At 30.7% G+C, this 16,395-nt stretch carries 15 protein-coding genes; 14 read left to right on the forward strand and 1 reads right to left on the reverse strand.

Translation table 11 applies throughout. The annotated features are described in order from the left end of the window. Window positions 1–29 precede the first annotated feature (29 nt). The 5 genes from B3040_RS13920 (at window position 30) to B3040_RS13940 (ending at window position 4,117) form a co-directional block, all read left to right on the forward strand. A complete protein-coding gene (locus tag B3040_RS13920) occupies window positions 30–731 on the forward strand; it encodes a hypothetical protein (RefSeq protein WP_291574338.1) in 702 nt (233 codons plus the stop codon). A gap of 133 nt (window positions 732–864) precedes the next feature. After that, window positions 865–1,428: a YdcF family protein gene (locus tag B3040_RS13925; RefSeq protein WP_291574340.1), complete on the forward strand. Its 564-nt coding sequence runs from the start codon at window positions 865–867 to the stop codon at window positions 1,426–1,428. A 109-nt stretch (window positions 1,429–1,537) separates the two neighbouring features. Next, entirely contained in the window at window positions 1,538–2,584 is a 1,047-nt protein-coding gene (locus B3040_RS13930; RefSeq protein ID WP_291574342.1) for a DUF5700 domain-containing putative Zn-dependent protease, read from the forward strand. Between the two features lie 76 nt (window positions 2,585–2,660). Further along, window positions 2,661–3,128 carry a low molecular weight protein-tyrosine-phosphatase gene (locus B3040_RS13935; RefSeq protein ID WP_291574344.1) on the forward strand — a complete coding sequence of 156 codons (468 nt, stop codon included), beginning with the start codon at window positions 2,661–2,663 and terminating at the stop codon, window positions 3,126–3,128. Between the two features lie 227 nt (window positions 3,129–3,355). Then, window positions 3,356–4,117 carry a CPBP family intramembrane glutamic endopeptidase gene (locus tag B3040_RS13940; RefSeq protein ID WP_291574346.1) on the forward strand — a complete coding sequence of 254 codons (762 nt, stop codon included), beginning with the start codon at window positions 3,356–3,358 and terminating at the stop codon, window positions 4,115–4,117. A 57-nt stretch (window positions 4,118–4,174) separates the two neighbouring features. On the opposite strand, the gene B3040_RS13945 is transcribed toward B3040_RS13940, so the two are convergent. Then, window positions 4,175–5,629 (reverse strand): UDP-N-acetylmuramoyl-L-alanyl-D-glutamate--2,6-diaminopimelate ligase, encoded by a 1,455-nt coding sequence (locus tag B3040_RS13945; protein WP_291574348.1) that lies wholly within the window; start codon window positions 5,627–5,629, stop codon window positions 4,175–4,177. Between the two features lie 555 nt (window positions 5,630–6,184). Here B3040_RS13945 and B3040_RS13950 point away from each other — a divergent pair. The 9 genes from B3040_RS13950 to B3040_RS13990 all read left to right on the forward strand — a co-directional run bounded on the left by B3040_RS13950 (window position 6,185) and on the right by B3040_RS13990 (window position 16,394). Continuing rightward, entirely contained in the window at window positions 6,185–7,018 is an 834-nt protein-coding gene (locus B3040_RS13950) for a M15 family metallopeptidase (protein ID WP_291574350.1), read from the forward strand. Between the two features lie 281 nt (window positions 7,019–7,299). After that, a complete protein-coding gene (locus tag B3040_RS13955; RefSeq protein ID WP_291574353.1) occupies window positions 7,300–7,788 on the forward strand; it encodes a DUF4342 domain-containing protein in 489 nt (162 codons plus the stop codon). Window positions 7,789–7,995: 207 nt separating this feature from the next. Beyond that, window positions 7,996–8,709, forward strand: coding sequence for a GNAT family N-acetyltransferase (locus tag B3040_RS13960; RefSeq protein ID WP_291574355.1), 714 nt, complete (start codon window positions 7,996–7,998; stop codon window positions 8,707–8,709). A gap of 261 nt (window positions 8,710–8,970) precedes the next feature. Beyond that, entirely contained in the window at window positions 8,971–10,311 is a 1,341-nt protein-coding gene (locus tag B3040_RS13965; RefSeq protein ID WP_291574357.1) for a M20/M25/M40 family metallo-hydrolase, read from the forward strand. Between the two features lie 223 nt (window positions 10,312–10,534). Next, window positions 10,535–11,023 carry a DUF4342 domain-containing protein gene (locus tag B3040_RS13970; RefSeq protein ID WP_291574359.1) on the forward strand — a complete coding sequence of 163 codons (489 nt, stop codon included), beginning with the start codon at window positions 10,535–10,537 and terminating at the stop codon, window positions 11,021–11,023. Window positions 11,024–11,180: 157 nt separating this feature from the next. After that, window positions 11,181–11,870: a response regulator transcription factor gene (locus B3040_RS13975; RefSeq protein WP_291574361.1), complete on the forward strand. Its 690-nt coding sequence runs from the start codon at window positions 11,181–11,183 to the stop codon at window positions 11,868–11,870. After that, window positions 11,857–13,104, forward strand: coding sequence for a sensor histidine kinase (locus B3040_RS13980; RefSeq protein WP_291574363.1), 1,248 nt, complete (start codon window positions 11,857–11,859; stop codon window positions 13,102–13,104). Before B3040_RS13975 ends, B3040_RS13980 begins: the two co-directional genes overlap by 14 nt. Window positions 13,105–13,695: 591 nt before the next feature. After that, entirely contained in the window at window positions 13,696–15,282 is a 1,587-nt protein-coding gene (locus B3040_RS13985; protein ID WP_291574365.1) for an ABC transporter substrate-binding protein, read from the forward strand. A gap of 167 nt (window positions 15,283–15,449) precedes the next feature. Continuing rightward, complete coding sequence (locus B3040_RS13990; protein ID WP_291574389.1) at window positions 15,450–16,394, forward strand: ABC transporter permease; 945 nt, start codon at window positions 15,450–15,452, stop codon at window positions 16,392–16,394. Window position 16,395 lies beyond the last annotated feature (1 nt).

Consider the following 16,395-nt stretch of genomic DNA (forward strand, 5'->3'; position numbering starts at 1 on the left):
AAGAGTTAATATAAGAGGAGATGATATTTATGTGTACAAGTTTTATTTATAGAGGAGAAGATACAATTATAGGAATGAATTTTGACAATAATGGAATGAAATATGCAATAGATACTAGGAATCCTAAGTGGTTCACAGTACTTGTTGATGGAGGACGTGGAAAATATCCTTCCTTTGGAGTAGATAGCAGTGGCAGGTTTTTCAATAGCCTTGTTGTGGATTCAAACGGTAAAGGTTTATATAGAAGATCAAGCAAAAAAGTTACCCATACAACTAAGCTCATTACAGATATTATAAATGAAGTAATTCATCCTGAGAATTTGGGTGAGTACCTAGCTAATATTGAAGTTGTTAATACACCAGACTGGAGTTGTCATAATATGATTTGTGATGCAAATTCAAATGTTTGGGTGGTGGAGCCTGGACGTGGAAATATAAATAATACAGTAAATGATTCACCATTTTTCGTTATGACTAATTTTTCTTTATGGGACCAGTTACATGAAAATGTTGAAAGTAATTGTCCACGCTATCAAGCAGTTTCTAAGGAGTTATCAAATGTAGAGGAATTAGATATTAACAGAGCATTTAATATACTAAACTCTGCAAGTCAGCGAAATGATGAATGGGTTACAGCATTTTCGTTAGTATACTCCAAAAAAGCACATACTGTATATTACTGTTTTGATGGCAATTTCAGCGAAATATCTGAGTATAAGTTTCCAGTTTAGCTGTAATGACTTATGAGGAGGCTCTTCATTTAGACAAGCCTTAATTATGATGTAAAGCTAAGTTTTACTAAGTGTTTAATCAGTAAAAATTTAAGATGTTATATGACATAGCTAAATAAATGGAGGTTTTAAAATGAATTATCCCTTTGATTGTATAACGGATTTAGTTTTTGTAAAAACAGAAATAAAAACTGCAGATATAATTTTAGTGCCGGGGGGAAGTCATCCCCAATTGATGGAAAAGGCAGCAGAATTATATAATCAGGGGCTAGCACCATATATATTGCCAAGTGGTCACTACAATCCGAAAATACCCGATTATAGCTCAGAATGGGAATTTTTAAAATCCATAGGAGTAAAATTAGGGGTACCAGAACAGCGAATACTAAAGGAAGACCAAGCGTCACATACCTTTGAAAATGCAGAGTTTTCATGGAAGGTTATAAAAGAAAATAAGATACCTGTAAAAAAAGCTATATTAGTTTGTAAGGCATATCATTCAAGACGTGCATTATTAACTTATCAATCAGTATTTCCAAAGGATATAGAATTTTATGTTGCATATGTTCCAGATAAGAAGGATATTCAAGAAAGCAATTGGTTCTTAGAGGAAGAAAAAATCAACACTGTTATGGGTGAAGTTGTAAAGATAGGTAGGTATTTTGAACCTTATATTAAAAAGCTGCAAGAAAAATAAGGGGTAGAATTAAAAACACTAATTAATGCAAGTTAGGAAAAGTATTTGGTAAAAGAAGCAAGATGAAACAATAACTAGAAAAATAGTAGAAATAAAGGGTGGGGATTTTATGGAGATAAACATTAGATATGAAACAGTTTCTAAAATGCTAGAGCTTTGCAGAAAGCACAAAGAGGGAAAACTACAGAGAACAGAGTTAGAAGAATTACTAAACCATGATGATTATAAAGTAGAGTTTGAAAGATATAATCAGAAGGGTTTACCCATGTGTGGTATAAAAAAGGAAGAGTTTATAGAGTACTTCATGAATTTTTTTCATTTAGATTTAGCAGATATAAAGAATGAAAGATTAAAAATTCATCATGGTCAATACACTTATCTTTTTAATAACTTAGATTTTTATGAGAAAGAAATTGAAAAGTTAAAAAATTTCAGTGTCAATATATTTAAAGAGGGGCTTCAGTATACCTTTAATGGATTGCCAGAAGAAGTGAATTTTAATAGGTTAGATTTTATATTCACTATTAGCATAGGAAACAGTTTTGGTTGGTTTTATGAACACTACTTGCATTTTGATATACTTTATTTTTTTAAAGTAGTAGATATGAATATATTCAGAAGCTATATTGGACATGAGGTACATCATATAGGTTTCAATAAATTCACTGAGAAAATATATGAAAGAGACCTATCTCTAGAGGAGCAATTATATTTATTTCTTGCCTTTGAAGGACTAGCAGTAAAATATTGTAATAATGGACAAGGAATATTAACTAGCTCCATATATAAAGGAGAAGCTAATATAGGAATAGATAAGTTTACTTGGAGATACTTTGAAAATGATTTTAATCATATGCATGATAATTTTAAAGACCAAATAAGATCTATTAGAGAAGGCAGGATTAAAAACGTTGATGAGTTAAATGAAATCATATCAAATTATTGGTTGAATTTATATACTGATGAACAGGAAAAGAGTGAAGTTCCAAAACTCATGCATTCTAGAAACTATTATTTCGGATGCAATATATGGGGATTAATTCATGATATATACGGAAAAGAGAAAGTTTACGAAGTAGTAAGTAATCCTAAGCTATTTCCAGAAGTATTTAATAAAGCTTTAAAGCACATAGGAAAAGAAGAGCTCTCTATATAATAAAATAAGTTTTTTTTCTAAAGTGGTAGAATAAAATCAACTTGTTCATAATTTAAAGTAAGGAGTTATAGAAAATATGATAAAAGTAATGTTTGTATGTCATGGTAATATTTGTAGAAGTCCTATGGCTGAATTTGTATTTCGCCACATGGTAAAGGAGAAAAAGCTTTCGGACATATTTCTTATATCTTCCTCTGCAACCAGCAGAGAAGAAATAGGGAATGATGTTCACTTAGGAACAAGAAAAAAGCTAAGGGAAGTTGGAGTTCCTTGTGACAGCAGGACAGCAGTTCAACTTACTAAAAGGGATTATGAAAATTATGATTATATTCTTTGTATGGAAAGTTACAATATTAAGAATGCACAGCGTATTGTGGGGGAAGATAAGGCTGGCAAGATTAGGAGATTACTTGATTTTTCTAGTAATCCAAGAGATATTGCTGACCCTTGGTATACAGGGAATTTTCATGAAACCTATGGAGATATTGTAGAGGGGTGTGAAGCTCTGCTAGAACATATTTTAGAAAAAGGAATCATTTGGTAAAAAATTTCTCTATTATAATCAATGGAGCGCTGTGAAAAGTAACTTCACAATATAACTTTAATTAAAGTAAAGTATTCACCTACGGGCTTTCATGGTGAAACTTTATTTTATTAATGTTCAAAAGCCTTAGGGAAACTAAGGTACATACAATAAGTAAGTTATGGCCTAAAATTGATTTACTATATATCTACTATTTATTAATTTAAGGGGATTTAGGGGGGATTTGTATGGCAGCTGATGGTATAGCAAATGCCATTGTCAATTTCATAATTTTTGGCATTGTTTTAGCTATAAGAAAAGCTATAAGTGGTGAAGGATTAAGCTCATTTCTTATTCATTTTGATAAGAGGGGTATAAAGTTATTTTTAGAAGGATTAATTTTAGGTATTGTACTTGCTGTAATGTACCCAGTTTTAGTTATTATATTTGGATATGGTGAAGTAACTTTTAATGCAGCTAAACTAGGAAGAACAATTGTTATAGCAATACCAGCGGCAATTGGCTTCCTAGCAGTAGCCTTATTAGAAGAAGCTGTATTTAGAGGATATATATTTTTAAAGTTAGAAAAGAAATATTCATTAACTATTGCTTTAATAATTTCTTCAGTGATATTTGGAGGATTACATTTTGGAACATACTCAGGGAGTGAGGGATTTTGGGTAGGGCTTATCAATGCAGGAATAATAGGAGTCTTACTTTGCTTAGTTGTTTATAAGAGTAATTCTTTGATGCTAGCTATAGGTTATCACTTAACCTGGAACTTAACTCAGGAGATAATAATGAGCAAAGGGGAAACGGCAATAGGGTTAATGGTAAAAGGAAGTGTGGGATCAGGCTCGGGGGACATGTTCGAAACAGAAATCTTAACTACAGGAATTTTGCTTATAATGGCTATGTATATCTTTGTAAGATTTAGGAGAACTGGTAAGAATAGAAGGATGAGCTTAAATAATGAAGCGAATACAAATACAGGTTATATAGATAAGTAAAGCCTAGAATATAAGTTAATGAGAATTAAAGGAAGCAAATGTTGCTTCCTTTAATATTTATCTGTTGAAATATTCTATAAGAATTTCTTTATCATCAAAATGTATAGTAGTGTCTCCAAGGATTTGATAGGTTTCATGGCCTTTTCCCGCGATGATCACTACATCCCCTGAACTAGCCTTATCTAAGGCAGTAAATATAGCCTCTTTTCTATCTTCTATTTTCAAGTAATCACAAGTTGTTTTTAATGTGCCTTGTTCAATTTCATTAATAATTGTCATTGGATCTTCTTTTCTAGGATTATCTGAAGTTATCACAACAAAATCAGAAAGGTTTCCAGCTATTTCTCCCATTATAGGACGTTTTGTTTTGTCTCTATTACCACCACAACCAAATACTGTGATTATTTTTCCTTTAGAAATTTCTCTCATAGCTTTTATTATATTTTCAAGGCTGTCAGGAGAGTGAGCATAGTCAACCACAGCTAATATACCCTTATTATTTGGTACTTTTTCTATTCTTCCAGGAACCCCTGTAATGCTTTTTAAACCGTGAATTATTGTATCAAGATCTAAGCCAGCTAGATAGCATATACCAATAGTTGCTAGAGCATTGTACACACTAAACTTACCTGGTATATTAAATCTAACCCTCTTTACTTCATCTTTAAGGGTTAAAGTGAATTCTACAAAATTTAAATCATAAATTATATCAGAAGCTTTGAAGTTTGCGGCCTTTTCTATACCATAGGTGTAAACTTCACCAGTTGATATTGCTTTTATTTCCTCAGCAACTGATTCATCATTATTAATTAAAGCCCTTTTACACATCTTAAAGAGTTTAAGCTTTGCATTTTTATAATTTTCCATGGTGCCATGTTCTTCGAGATGATCTTGGGTAAGGTTTGTAAAAGCTCCAATATGAAATTCGCATTGGTGAACTCTATCCTTATCAAGGGCTGAAGAGGTAACCTCCATAACCACATGGGAAGCCCCAACCACTGCTATTTCTTTAAAGGACTTTTGTAGTTCAATAGAGTCAGGAGTAGTGGGGTTCAGTTTTTCAGTTTTAAGAACCTTACCACCAACTGTATTTTCTATTGTTCCTATTATTCCAGTTAATTTACCAGCACTTTCTAAGACCTTTGAAACGAAGTAAGTAACTGAAGTTTTTCCGTTAGTGCCAGTTACGCCAATAAGATTGAACTTTTTGGAGGGTTCACCGAAGTAAATGTTTGCAATATTAGCCATTGCTTTTTTAGAATTAGGAACTTTAATAATTGTAATATCTTCAGGAATATTTTCTACATCATGCTCAATAACTAATGCAGTAGCTCCTTTTTTTATTGCTAAAGCTGCAAACTCATGTCTATCAACATTTTTATTTTTAACACATATAAATAAGGAATTTGGATTTACTCTTCTAGAATCCCAACCTATGCTTTCAATTTCTATATTGTCATTACCTTGAACAACCTCATAAGGTAAGTTTTTTAATAACTCCTTTAGTTTCATATTTTTACCTCCAGAATTTCACTAATTTTAGAAATATATAATAAAGCTAGCTCCATCTATAGGAAACAAAAGTCAAAGTATATTAGATTACAACTGGGGACTTGGTTTCCATAAGTTTTTTAGGTGAATAAATTTGAAATTCAACTTAAAAACCAGATTAAATGTTAAAAACAATTTGGTATATATTTCAGTCTAATATATTATATTGATAGTGTATCCTAAATAAAGTCAATTGATATTGCTAATAATGGTTAATATATTGCAAAAAATGCTATAATTAGCTAAACTAACAAACAAAAATAGTTTAATACAGCTTGTTTTATGAAAGTTTAAAGTTAAGTTTTAAATATATATAAATAATTGAAATTATGTGTAATAGTGTTATTGCATATTGACTATAAAATGTAGTATGATTTGTTACAGATGAGCAATAAATTTTTAACAATACTTAATAGTAAATTAATGAGTAGATAGGTATTTTAGTCTATTTCAGGAATAATATTTGTAATATAATTGATATTTAGGAATATGTTTTTTAGAGAGGGGGATTATGCAGTGAGTGAAGAACAATTTGATCAAGGAAAACAATTTAGTGAAAAAAATAAGAATGTAGACAACATGATAAAACTTAGTTTTGTGGTTGTATTATGCAGCATAATTCTCATTGGTGGAAGAGAAACAATAAAACCCAGTAAAGGTGATAAGTTTATATATAAAAGTAGCCATTCTGATTCCACTATAGCTAATAGCAATAAGGATATAAAAGAAAGTCAAGCATTAGTAAATGAAATTTCAGCCAAGTTAAAGTCAAAGAGTAAGCAAAATCAGGAACAATGGAATTTAATGCTTGTTAATAAAAATAATGAAATACCAGATGACTTTACTGTTAATCTAGTTAAACTAGCTGGTGGACATGCTGTTGATGAGAGGGTCTATTCAGATTTACAACATATGATGAATGATGCCAGGGCAGCTGGTTTATCACCATATATTTGTGCATCTTATAGAACCCATGCAAATCAAGTGGCTCTTTATAATACAGATGTAGAAAAATATAAAAGGGAAGGTTACTCAGAAGAAGAGGCTAAGACAAAGGCAGGTAATTGGGTAGCCATACCAGGTACAAGTGAGCATCAGTTGGGGTTAGCAGTAGATATCGTTTCCTCCAAATATCAAGAGTTAGATAAAAAGCAAGAAAATACGCCAGAGCAAATTTGGTTGATGGAAAATTGCTATAAGTATGGATTCATACTCAGATACCCTTCTAACAAAAGCGACATAACAGGGATTGGATATGAGCCTTGGCACTATAGATATGTGGGGAAAGAGGCAGCAGAAAAAATCACTAAAGACAGGATTTGTCTTGAAGAATATCTTGGAAGAGATTAATAAAAGAGATATATTCTGTTCATATGATTAAGTGCTTTTTAATACTACATCAATAAATAAGATACAATATAATAGAAAAATATTGAAAGTTGAGTTTGTTGATTTATTCAGCAAATTTTTTTTGCAATAGTGAAAAGAAAAATAGTTTTTAAGGATTAATTATAAATGAATAGTTTTCTAATCTAATTCTAATCTTTCACTAATTTTACTTTAATCTTACCCTCCTATAATAAGATTATAAGGTTGAGAGAAACCAATAAAAATATTTGGAGGAATTATAAATGACAGTAAGATTAGAAAATATTGATGAGGTAAGAAGAAGAGCTAATGTGAGTTATGAGGATGCAAAAGCAGCACTAGAGATGTGTAATGATGATTTAGTTGAGGCTCTAGTATACTTAGAAAGACAAAAGAAATTTAAGACTAATTCTTGTTGTGGAGAAGAAACTTCTTTTGGAACAAAAGTTAAAGAACTTATAAAAAAGGGAAATAACACAAAGTTTATGGTGAAAAAGAAAGAAGATGTGGTACTTAGTATGCCAGTAACTGGAGCAACTATTATCACAGTTATAGCTCCCTATGTAACTGTTGGAGGTTTATTAGTAGCTTTCTTTACTGGACATAGAGTAAAGTTTCAAGGAAAGAATGGAGATTGTACAGGAGTAAACAGTGTTTTTGATAAGGTTGCAAATACTGTTGATAATGTTAAAAAGGACTTTACCGAGGAAAAAAGTCATAGAGAAGAACCTAATGAGGAAAATAATATTTAAGGATATATTGGAGGGATAATTTCCACATTCTTTTATGGGGGGATTATCCTTCTGAGTTTTTCAATGAAATTTTTCATAAATTAATTGAAATGGCTCACATGAAAAATGTGAGTCGTTTTTATGCCCACAATAAAACTTTTGTTTTATAATTATAAAATATAGAAGGTTATTAAAAAAGTAAGGATTAATATTAGGGGGAGTAAATTTATGAACAATAAGAAAATAATATTAGAGCATTTAAAAAAGAATCAATGTGATAATTTAAATATTATAAACTTTATAGAAAGCTATCCAATCCACTATATTGAAAAGATAGGAGACTCTGTTTTTATTAAAGGGACAAGTGATAGAAAATGGATTTATATTAGCAGTAAGTGTAAAAAGGAACTTCAGTTAATAAAAAATAAATTAGCAAAAGAAGATAAATGTTTCGCTATAATCGAAGATTGGATGCTTCCTATTTTAACAGATGGAGTCAAAGTAAAATGGAAATTATCAACTGCGAGACTAGTATTGATAAGGGAGGTAGATTTGCCTAAATCTATATGTAAAACTGAGAATTTAACATTAGAAGATAGCAAGTTTATCTACGATAACTCTGATTATAAGGAGTTCTTGTCCATTGATTATATAAAAGAGCGCATAACAAATGGAATAAGTTCCTGTGTACGTATAAAGGGAAATCCGGTAGCTTGGGGAATGACACAGGATGATGGAGCAATAGGTTTTTTACATGTCTTGTCTGAACATAGGAAAAATGGATATGCAAAAGCAGTAACTTTAGACATAATAAAAAAAGTTAAAAATGCACAAAAAATACCTTTTGTGCACATAGAAGAAAGTAATGAAAATTCAATGAAGCTTGCTATGGGATTAGGGTTTCAGAAAGATAGGGTGGTACATTGGTTAGAAATAGAATAGGAACTTTATATGGAATTCCAAATTGTTTACAATATGTAACATTTAGTACATATAAAGGAATACAATTAAGAAATGTAGAATATATAAAATAAATTAATGAATTGACTATAAAGGAAAAAACAAGGAGGGATTAATGGGGCAAGTTATTAAGTGTGAAATAAATAAGTTAAATACAACTAAAGATATGGCTAAAAATTAATATAAAAATATACTATGTAAAGTGAATAGTATAATAAAGTTATTATTTTGGGGAGGGGTAAAATGAGAAGGAGTAAAAAACTTGTTGCTATGGCATGTGCTCTATCTTTTACTTTATCATTTACAGCTTGCAAGGGGAAAGATAATAAAAATAGTTCTGAGGCTGTGGTTAATTTTGATACCATTACTTTTACTGACTTTAAAGAAAAAATCTCAGAAGAGAATATTTACAGCACAATTGAAAGATTTTCAGCTACAGATAATGCAAGGGTTACAGGCTTTGATGGAGAAAAAAACACAGCACAATATATAAAAAAGCAATTTCAGGAAATGGGATTTGAGGTAACAGAACAAAGCTTTCCAATAACTTCATACTTATGTAATAGTACTGAACTTAGCATTGGTGAAAATGAAAAAATTGACTCCAAGTCTTTACAGTTTACTAAAGGTACTCCTAAGGAAGGTGTCACTGCAGAACTTGTTGATGTAGGTATGGGAAGTCATGCTGATTTAGAAAATAAAGATGTTAAAGGCAAGCTTGTGCTGATGAAACGAGGGGAAGATTATTTTAAAATAAAGGTGGAAAGAGCATTTAAAAAAGGTGCTGTGGGAGCAATTTTTTATGATTCTGCAAATGAGGATTTTATATCAGCCACTTTAGGACAACTTTCCAATATGCCAGCTGTGTCAATAAGAAAACCTGATGCGGAAAAGCTTGTGAAGCAGCTTGAGGAAGGAAAGTCACTAAAAGTCACTTTAAAGGTTGATAGTGAATTTAAGGAAGCTTCCTCTACAAATATAATTGCAACTATGAAATCTAAAAAGGAAAGCAAGGGTAAACATATTGTAGTTGGCGCACATTATGATGGAGTTGACACCCCAGCAGCAAATGATAATGCCTCTGGAATAGCCACAGTACTAGAAGCAGCAAAGGTTTTATCTAAAGAAAACCTTGATTGTGATGTTAAGTTTATTGCTTTTGGAGCAGAGGAAATTGGACTCGTTGGTTCCAAGTATTATGTTGAAGCTTTAAGCTCAGAGGAGAAGGCTAATATTGCGGCTATGTTAAATCTTGATATGGTTGGAGTAGGAGATACATTAATGGTTCACACAATGGATGAAGGGGTTAAATCCTTACCAGCTGATTTAGCGGTAAGCTGTATCAATAAGTTCAGCTTAAAAAATGAGAGAACTGAACAACCAAACAGTGACCATTCATCTTTTCAATCTGTAGGAATACCAGCAGCATGTTTTGCCTATGGTACTGATAATAATTACCATACAGATAGGGACACTGTAGATAAAATTAAGAAGGAGAATTTGCTAAACACCTGTAACGTATTGGTGAATATGTGTAAGGAAATAAGTAAAAATCCTGAAGGCTTTTCTCAAAATAATAAATAAGAAGTTTTCAAAACTAAATTAAAAGGTTAAAAATCCAGTAGAAAAGCTATATTTTTGCTTACTACTGGATTTAGCTTATTAAAAAAAGCTTTTAGTTTTTCAATAGATTTCTTTATTTTTCTAATGGAATTCTAATCTTTCATTAATTTTACCTTAATCTTGTCCTCCTATAATAAGAATATAAGGTTGATAGAAACCAATAAAATATTTGGAGGAATAAAAAATGACAGTAAGATTAGAAAATATTGATGAGGTAAGAAGAAGAGCTAATGTAAGTTATGAGGATGCAAAAGCTGCACTAGAAATGTGTAATGATGATATAGTTGAAGCTTTAGTATATTTAGAAAGAGAAAAGAAATTTAAAAGTAGTGCTCAATATGAAGAAAGACCATCTTTATGGGATAAGTTTAAAGCTCTTGTGAAGAAGGGAAATAATACATCTTTTATCATAAGAAAGAGAGAAAATACAATTTTCAGTATGCCAGTAACAGCAGCAGTTATCATTACAATTATTGCACCATATTTAACTGTTATAGGATTATTAATTACTTTCTTTACAGGCCACAGAGTTAAGTTTCAAGGTAAAAATGGAGATTGCACAGGTGTAAACAATGTTTTTGATAAAGTAGCAAATACTGTTGACAATGTTAAAAAGGATTTTTCAGAGAATAAAGCTGCTACACCTGAAAATGGAAATGAGAATAACATTTAATTAAGTGACCTACATGGGAAATGTAGGTCATTTCCATATATCCACTACAGTAAATTTAAAGTATAATTATAGGTAAAGATTTTAGAATAAGGATTAGTCATCAGAAAATAAATAAAAAGTGAAAGATGTCTAATTAAACTGTAGTGGAGGATTTAACATGGCAGGCCAAAAAATTTTAATTGTAGAGGATGAAGTTAAAATTGCTCGTTTTGTAGAGCTAGAACTTAAATATGAGGGGTACTTGGTGGAACAAGCTCATGATGGTAGAGAAGGACTAGAAAAAGCTCTTTCAGGAGGCTTTGATTTAATTATTTTAGATATCATGCTGCCTTCTTTAAATGGTATTGAGGTTTTAAGAAGACTTAGACAAAGCTCTGAAGTGCCTGTAATAATGCTTACAGCTAAGGATGATATTATGGATAAGGTTATGGGTCTTGATAATGGAGCCGATGATTACGTAACAAAACCCTTTGCTATCGAAGAGCTTCTTGCTAGAATTAGAGTAGCTTTAAAGAGAAAGAAAGTAGAAGAAGCCACATCAGCAGTGTTAAAACTAGAGAAGCTTTCAGTTGATTTAGAAAAGCATACTGCTACTTACGATAATAATTTAATAGATTTAACTAAAAGAGAATTTGACCTATTAGTATATCTTTTAAAGAACAAAAATATCGCACTTTCAAGGGATAAGATTCTTGAAGCTGTATGGGAGTTTGATTACTTTGGAGATACTAATGTGGTAGATGTGTATATTAGATATTTAAGAAGTAAAATTGACGATAAATATAATAGAAAGTTCATTCACACCATTAGAGGGGTGGGATATATGTTAAAGTATGAAGAAAGATAATGAATTAAAGACCTTAATAAAAGAAGCAATTTTAGGGGTTTTTAAAATCCTTATGAATCTAATTGGACTTCTTCCAAAGCTGTTTGTGAAAGGGCTTCAATATATAAATGACAGGCTCCGTTTTTCTATAAGCTTTAAAATCACTACTTTTTACGTTTTTATTTTTTCTACTTTATTAATTCTTTCAAATGCTATGGTGGTAGGTGGTTTTTTATATTTTATTCATCAGCATTCAACAAACATAGCTGCTGATGGAAGTAAGGTTTATATTAGTTTTATACAAAATACTGTAGAGGTAAGTCCGTATATTGGCATTATTCTTGCCATTACTATAATATCAGATATAGTTTTGCTTCTGATTTTAATACCCATTGGAGGCAGGGTAAGTAAAAAGTTACTACTTCCAGTTAAAAAAATGAATGAAACCATTGAGAATATATCTGCGCAGGATTTAAATACTAGGCTCAATGTTAGTGGATCAAAGGATGAATTAAAGGATTTAGCTAAAACCTTTAATGATATGTTAGACAGACTTCAAAGAACTTATGAAGCTCAAAATCAGTTTGTATCTGATGCTTCTCATGAGTTAAGAACACCCATTGCCGTAATTCAAGGATATGCAAATCTATTAGATAGATGGGGAAAAGAAGATAAAGAAGTCCTAGATGAAGCCATCGGTGCTATAAAATCTGAAGCTGAGGCTATGAAAACCTTGGTTGAACAATTATTATTTTTAGCTAGAAGTGATAAGCATACTCAAAAGGTTGAAATGGTAGACTTTAAGGTAAATGAACTAATAGGAGAAGTAATTAAAGAAACAAAATTAATTGCTCCTAATCATGAGATTTTAAATATGCATAACGAAGAAATAAGTATAAATGGTGATAGAAGTCTTTTAAAGGAAGCTTTAAGAGTATTTATAGATAATAGCATAAAGTATACGGAAGAGCAGGGAACTATAAAAATAAATTCCTATGTTAAGGAAAAAAAACTAGTATTAGAAGTAGAAGACACAGGTGCTGGTATATCCAAGGAGGATTTACCCTTTATCTTTGATAGATTTTATAGAGCTGATAAATCAAGGACTAAGGAAAGTGGAGGAACAGGTCTTGGGCTATCTATAGCTAAGTGGATAATTATAAAGCATAAGGGGAAAATTGAAGTTCAGAGTAAGCTGGGGCATGGAACTAAAATAACAATCCTATTGCCTTTGAAGGAAGATAATTCACAGTAAATAGTGGCATAGTTTTAAAGTTTGTTGCAATTTTTTTATGGTAAACTGAATTAGTATATTGAAAAGTATAAGCTACTAACAAGGAAAATTGTTGGTAGCTCTATTTTTTATGGTAACTTTTATTAAGCTTTGAAAAGGTGAGTATGAAGTCTTTGCATATAGAGAAAATTGTGAAGTAACATATTTATAAAAATCAATGGAGAATAGATTGTTTTAGATATTGCATAAGAAATTGATAGGCATGTTAATAAAAGGTTATAAAAGTTTACAGATTGTAAATATATATGGATTTAATATTTTAATAAAGTGTAGGGTGAGTATTTATATTTTAAATAACTAGAAGAATATACTGTTATAAATATTTGTAATCGTATACTTATGTTAACAATTTAAAATTAAGTACAAACCGAGATGGAGCAACAGGTTTATCAAATTAGTTTTTGACTATTTATAATTTGTTTAAAAATTCTATAGAAAAAATGAATAGGGTTTAGAGGAAAGATTGGAAAATGCAATTTCACATAAATTTTCTACTATGCTAACATTACAAATTGTTGAGATAAATCTAAGGATTTATAAGGAGGAATTGAAATGAAATTTAAAAGATTGCTATCTACACTTGTTGTGACTAGCATGCTATTTGCTGTTGGATGTGGAAGCAAGGCAGAAAGTCAAGGAACAAATACAGCTACTGAAAAACAAGCTGGAGGTTCAATTGCTATTGTAGTGGGTGGAGACCCAAATAGTTTAAACCCTTTATTTTCTAGTGACAGAGTTTCAATGACAGTTAATAATACTCTATTTGCTCCACTTTATGTAGAAGAAAGCAATGGAGATTTGACTTATTTTCTTGCTGAAAGCTTAAAACCTTCAGAGGATAAGTTAACTTATAAGTTAGTTTTAAAAAACAATTTAAAATGGCATGATGGACAGCCTATTACTGCTGATGATGTTGTGTTTACAATGGAAAAGATACTAGATAAAAGTCAAAATACTTTTTTAAGAGATTTATTTGTTTATAATGATAAGGCTATTGAAGTTAAAAAAATAGATGATAAAACAGTGGAATTTAAATTACCAACAGTATCGTCTACTTTTATATCTTCTTTAACTCAAGTTTTACCGATACCAAAGCACATTTACAATGGTGAAGCAGATTTAGCTAAAAGTGCTAAAAATGCAAACCCAATTGGCTCTGGGCCATTTAAGTTTAAGGAGCATAAAAAAGGTGAGAGTATTGTTTTAGAAAGATTTGATGATTATGTTGGAGGAAAACCAAGCTTAGACTCTGTAGTATATAGAATATTAGGTGATAATAATACTGCAAATATAGCATTACAAAATGGTGAAGTAGGAGCAAAATACATAACTCCAAATGATGTTGAAAATATGAAAGCTACAGGAAATCTTCAAGTTGAAACTTACAATGAAGGTATGCTTGATAACTTAGTATTTTTACAACAAAACAATGAAGCTTTAAAGAATAAAGATGTAAGACAAGCTATTGCTTATGCTATCAACAAAGATGAACTTATAAAGGCTGCCTACAAGTCTGAAGAGTTTGCATCTAAGGCTTATTCAGTATTTACTCCGGATACAAAATACTATAGTGAAGAAGTAAATAAATTTGATTTTAATGTAGAAAAAGCAAAAGAGCTATTAACTAAAGCTAAAGTAAAAGATTTAAAATTAAAATTAGGATATTCAAACAATAAAGGAACTTTAGAGTCAGAAGCTTTAATAATTCAACAAAATTTAAAAGAAATAGGAATAACTGTGGAACTTGTTCCAATGGAAAGAACTGCCTTTGTAGGAAAGTTATTTGATCCTAAAAATAATAAGGAATTCGACTTAGCATTAAATGGCTATGTAATGGGTGTTGAACCAGATTCTTATAAAAGTGTATTCGTTTCTGGACAACCATATAATACAGGAGATTTTAAAAGTCCTAAAGTAGATGAGCTATTTGCAAAAGGTGCAGTAGAAACTGATCAAGCTAAGAGAGAGGCTATTTATAAGGAAATTCAACAAGTATTAGTAGATGATTTAGCAGTATATCCAATGGCTTATCCAAAATCAGTAGTGGCTATTGGAAAACAATATGGTGGAGTAAAAGATGCTAAGTTAGTTCCAATATTTATGTTTAGAGATTTATCTAAATTAAACATGCAAAAATAATTATTAGATGAACAAATATAGTTGCTAAAATTGAAAGAGTAGATGGGATTCCCCCCCTCTACTTTTTTGCATGAAGGCAATTTAAGAGTTAAAGTTTAACAACTACATAAGGTTTGAGAAATTAAACATAATCTTAGAAGTTAAATATATTTTAAGAGGTGAAGAGAATGAAAAGTAATATAAAAAAGAGGCTATTCGAAGTTATTCCTATGGTTTTATTCATATCGGTAGTTTCTTTTATATTAATGCAATTAGCACCAGGAGATCCAATTCAATCTTATATAACCCCTACAATGAGCCCAGAAGATGTGGAAAGGGTAAGGCATAACTTAGGATTAGATCAATCTATTTTTATTCAGTACATCAATTGGATTAAAAATGCGGTTAAAGGAAACTTAGGATTTTCATTAATAAATTATCAGCCAGTAACTGATATTATCCTAGAAAAAATACCTGCAACATTAGGACTTATGGGATCAGCTCTATTACTTTCCTTAATTCTTGCTATTCCTTTAGGTCTTATTGCTGCTTACTATAGAAATTCCATAATAGATAAAGTATTAAATGTTATGTCTTATATTGGCATATCAATCCCAAGCTTTTGGTTTGCCATCATTTTAATATATATCTTTTCTGTTAAACTTAGATTACTTCCAAGTGTAGGAATGAGAACTATAGGAGTAAATTCAACTTTAGATGTGATAAGGCATGGTATACTTCCATGTATTGTACTTAGTTTTTCTAACTTATCAGTTTACATGAGATACATTAGATCGAGTACTATAAGCCAATTGGAGGAGGATTATGTAGTAACTCAATATGCTTATGGAGCAAGCACTAAGAAGGTATTATTTAAACATGTATTTAAAAACACATTGCTTCCTGTAATTACTATATTGGGGATGTCTCTTCCGCAATTAATAAGTGGAGCATTTATTACGGAAACAGTATTTGGTTGGCCTGGTATGGGGCAATTAGGGATTAAATCTATATTTAGCTTTGATTACCCTGTTATTATGGGCATAACTATATTTTCTTCATTAATGTTGATTTTAGGAAATTTAATAGCAGATGTTTTATATGCAAAAGTTGATCCAAGGATTAAAAATTAGG

This window comes from Clostridium sp. UBA4548, assembly GCF_002387895.1.
In the GTDB taxonomy this organism is placed as follows: Bacteria; Bacillota; Clostridia; order Clostridiales; family Clostridiaceae; genus Clostridium_J.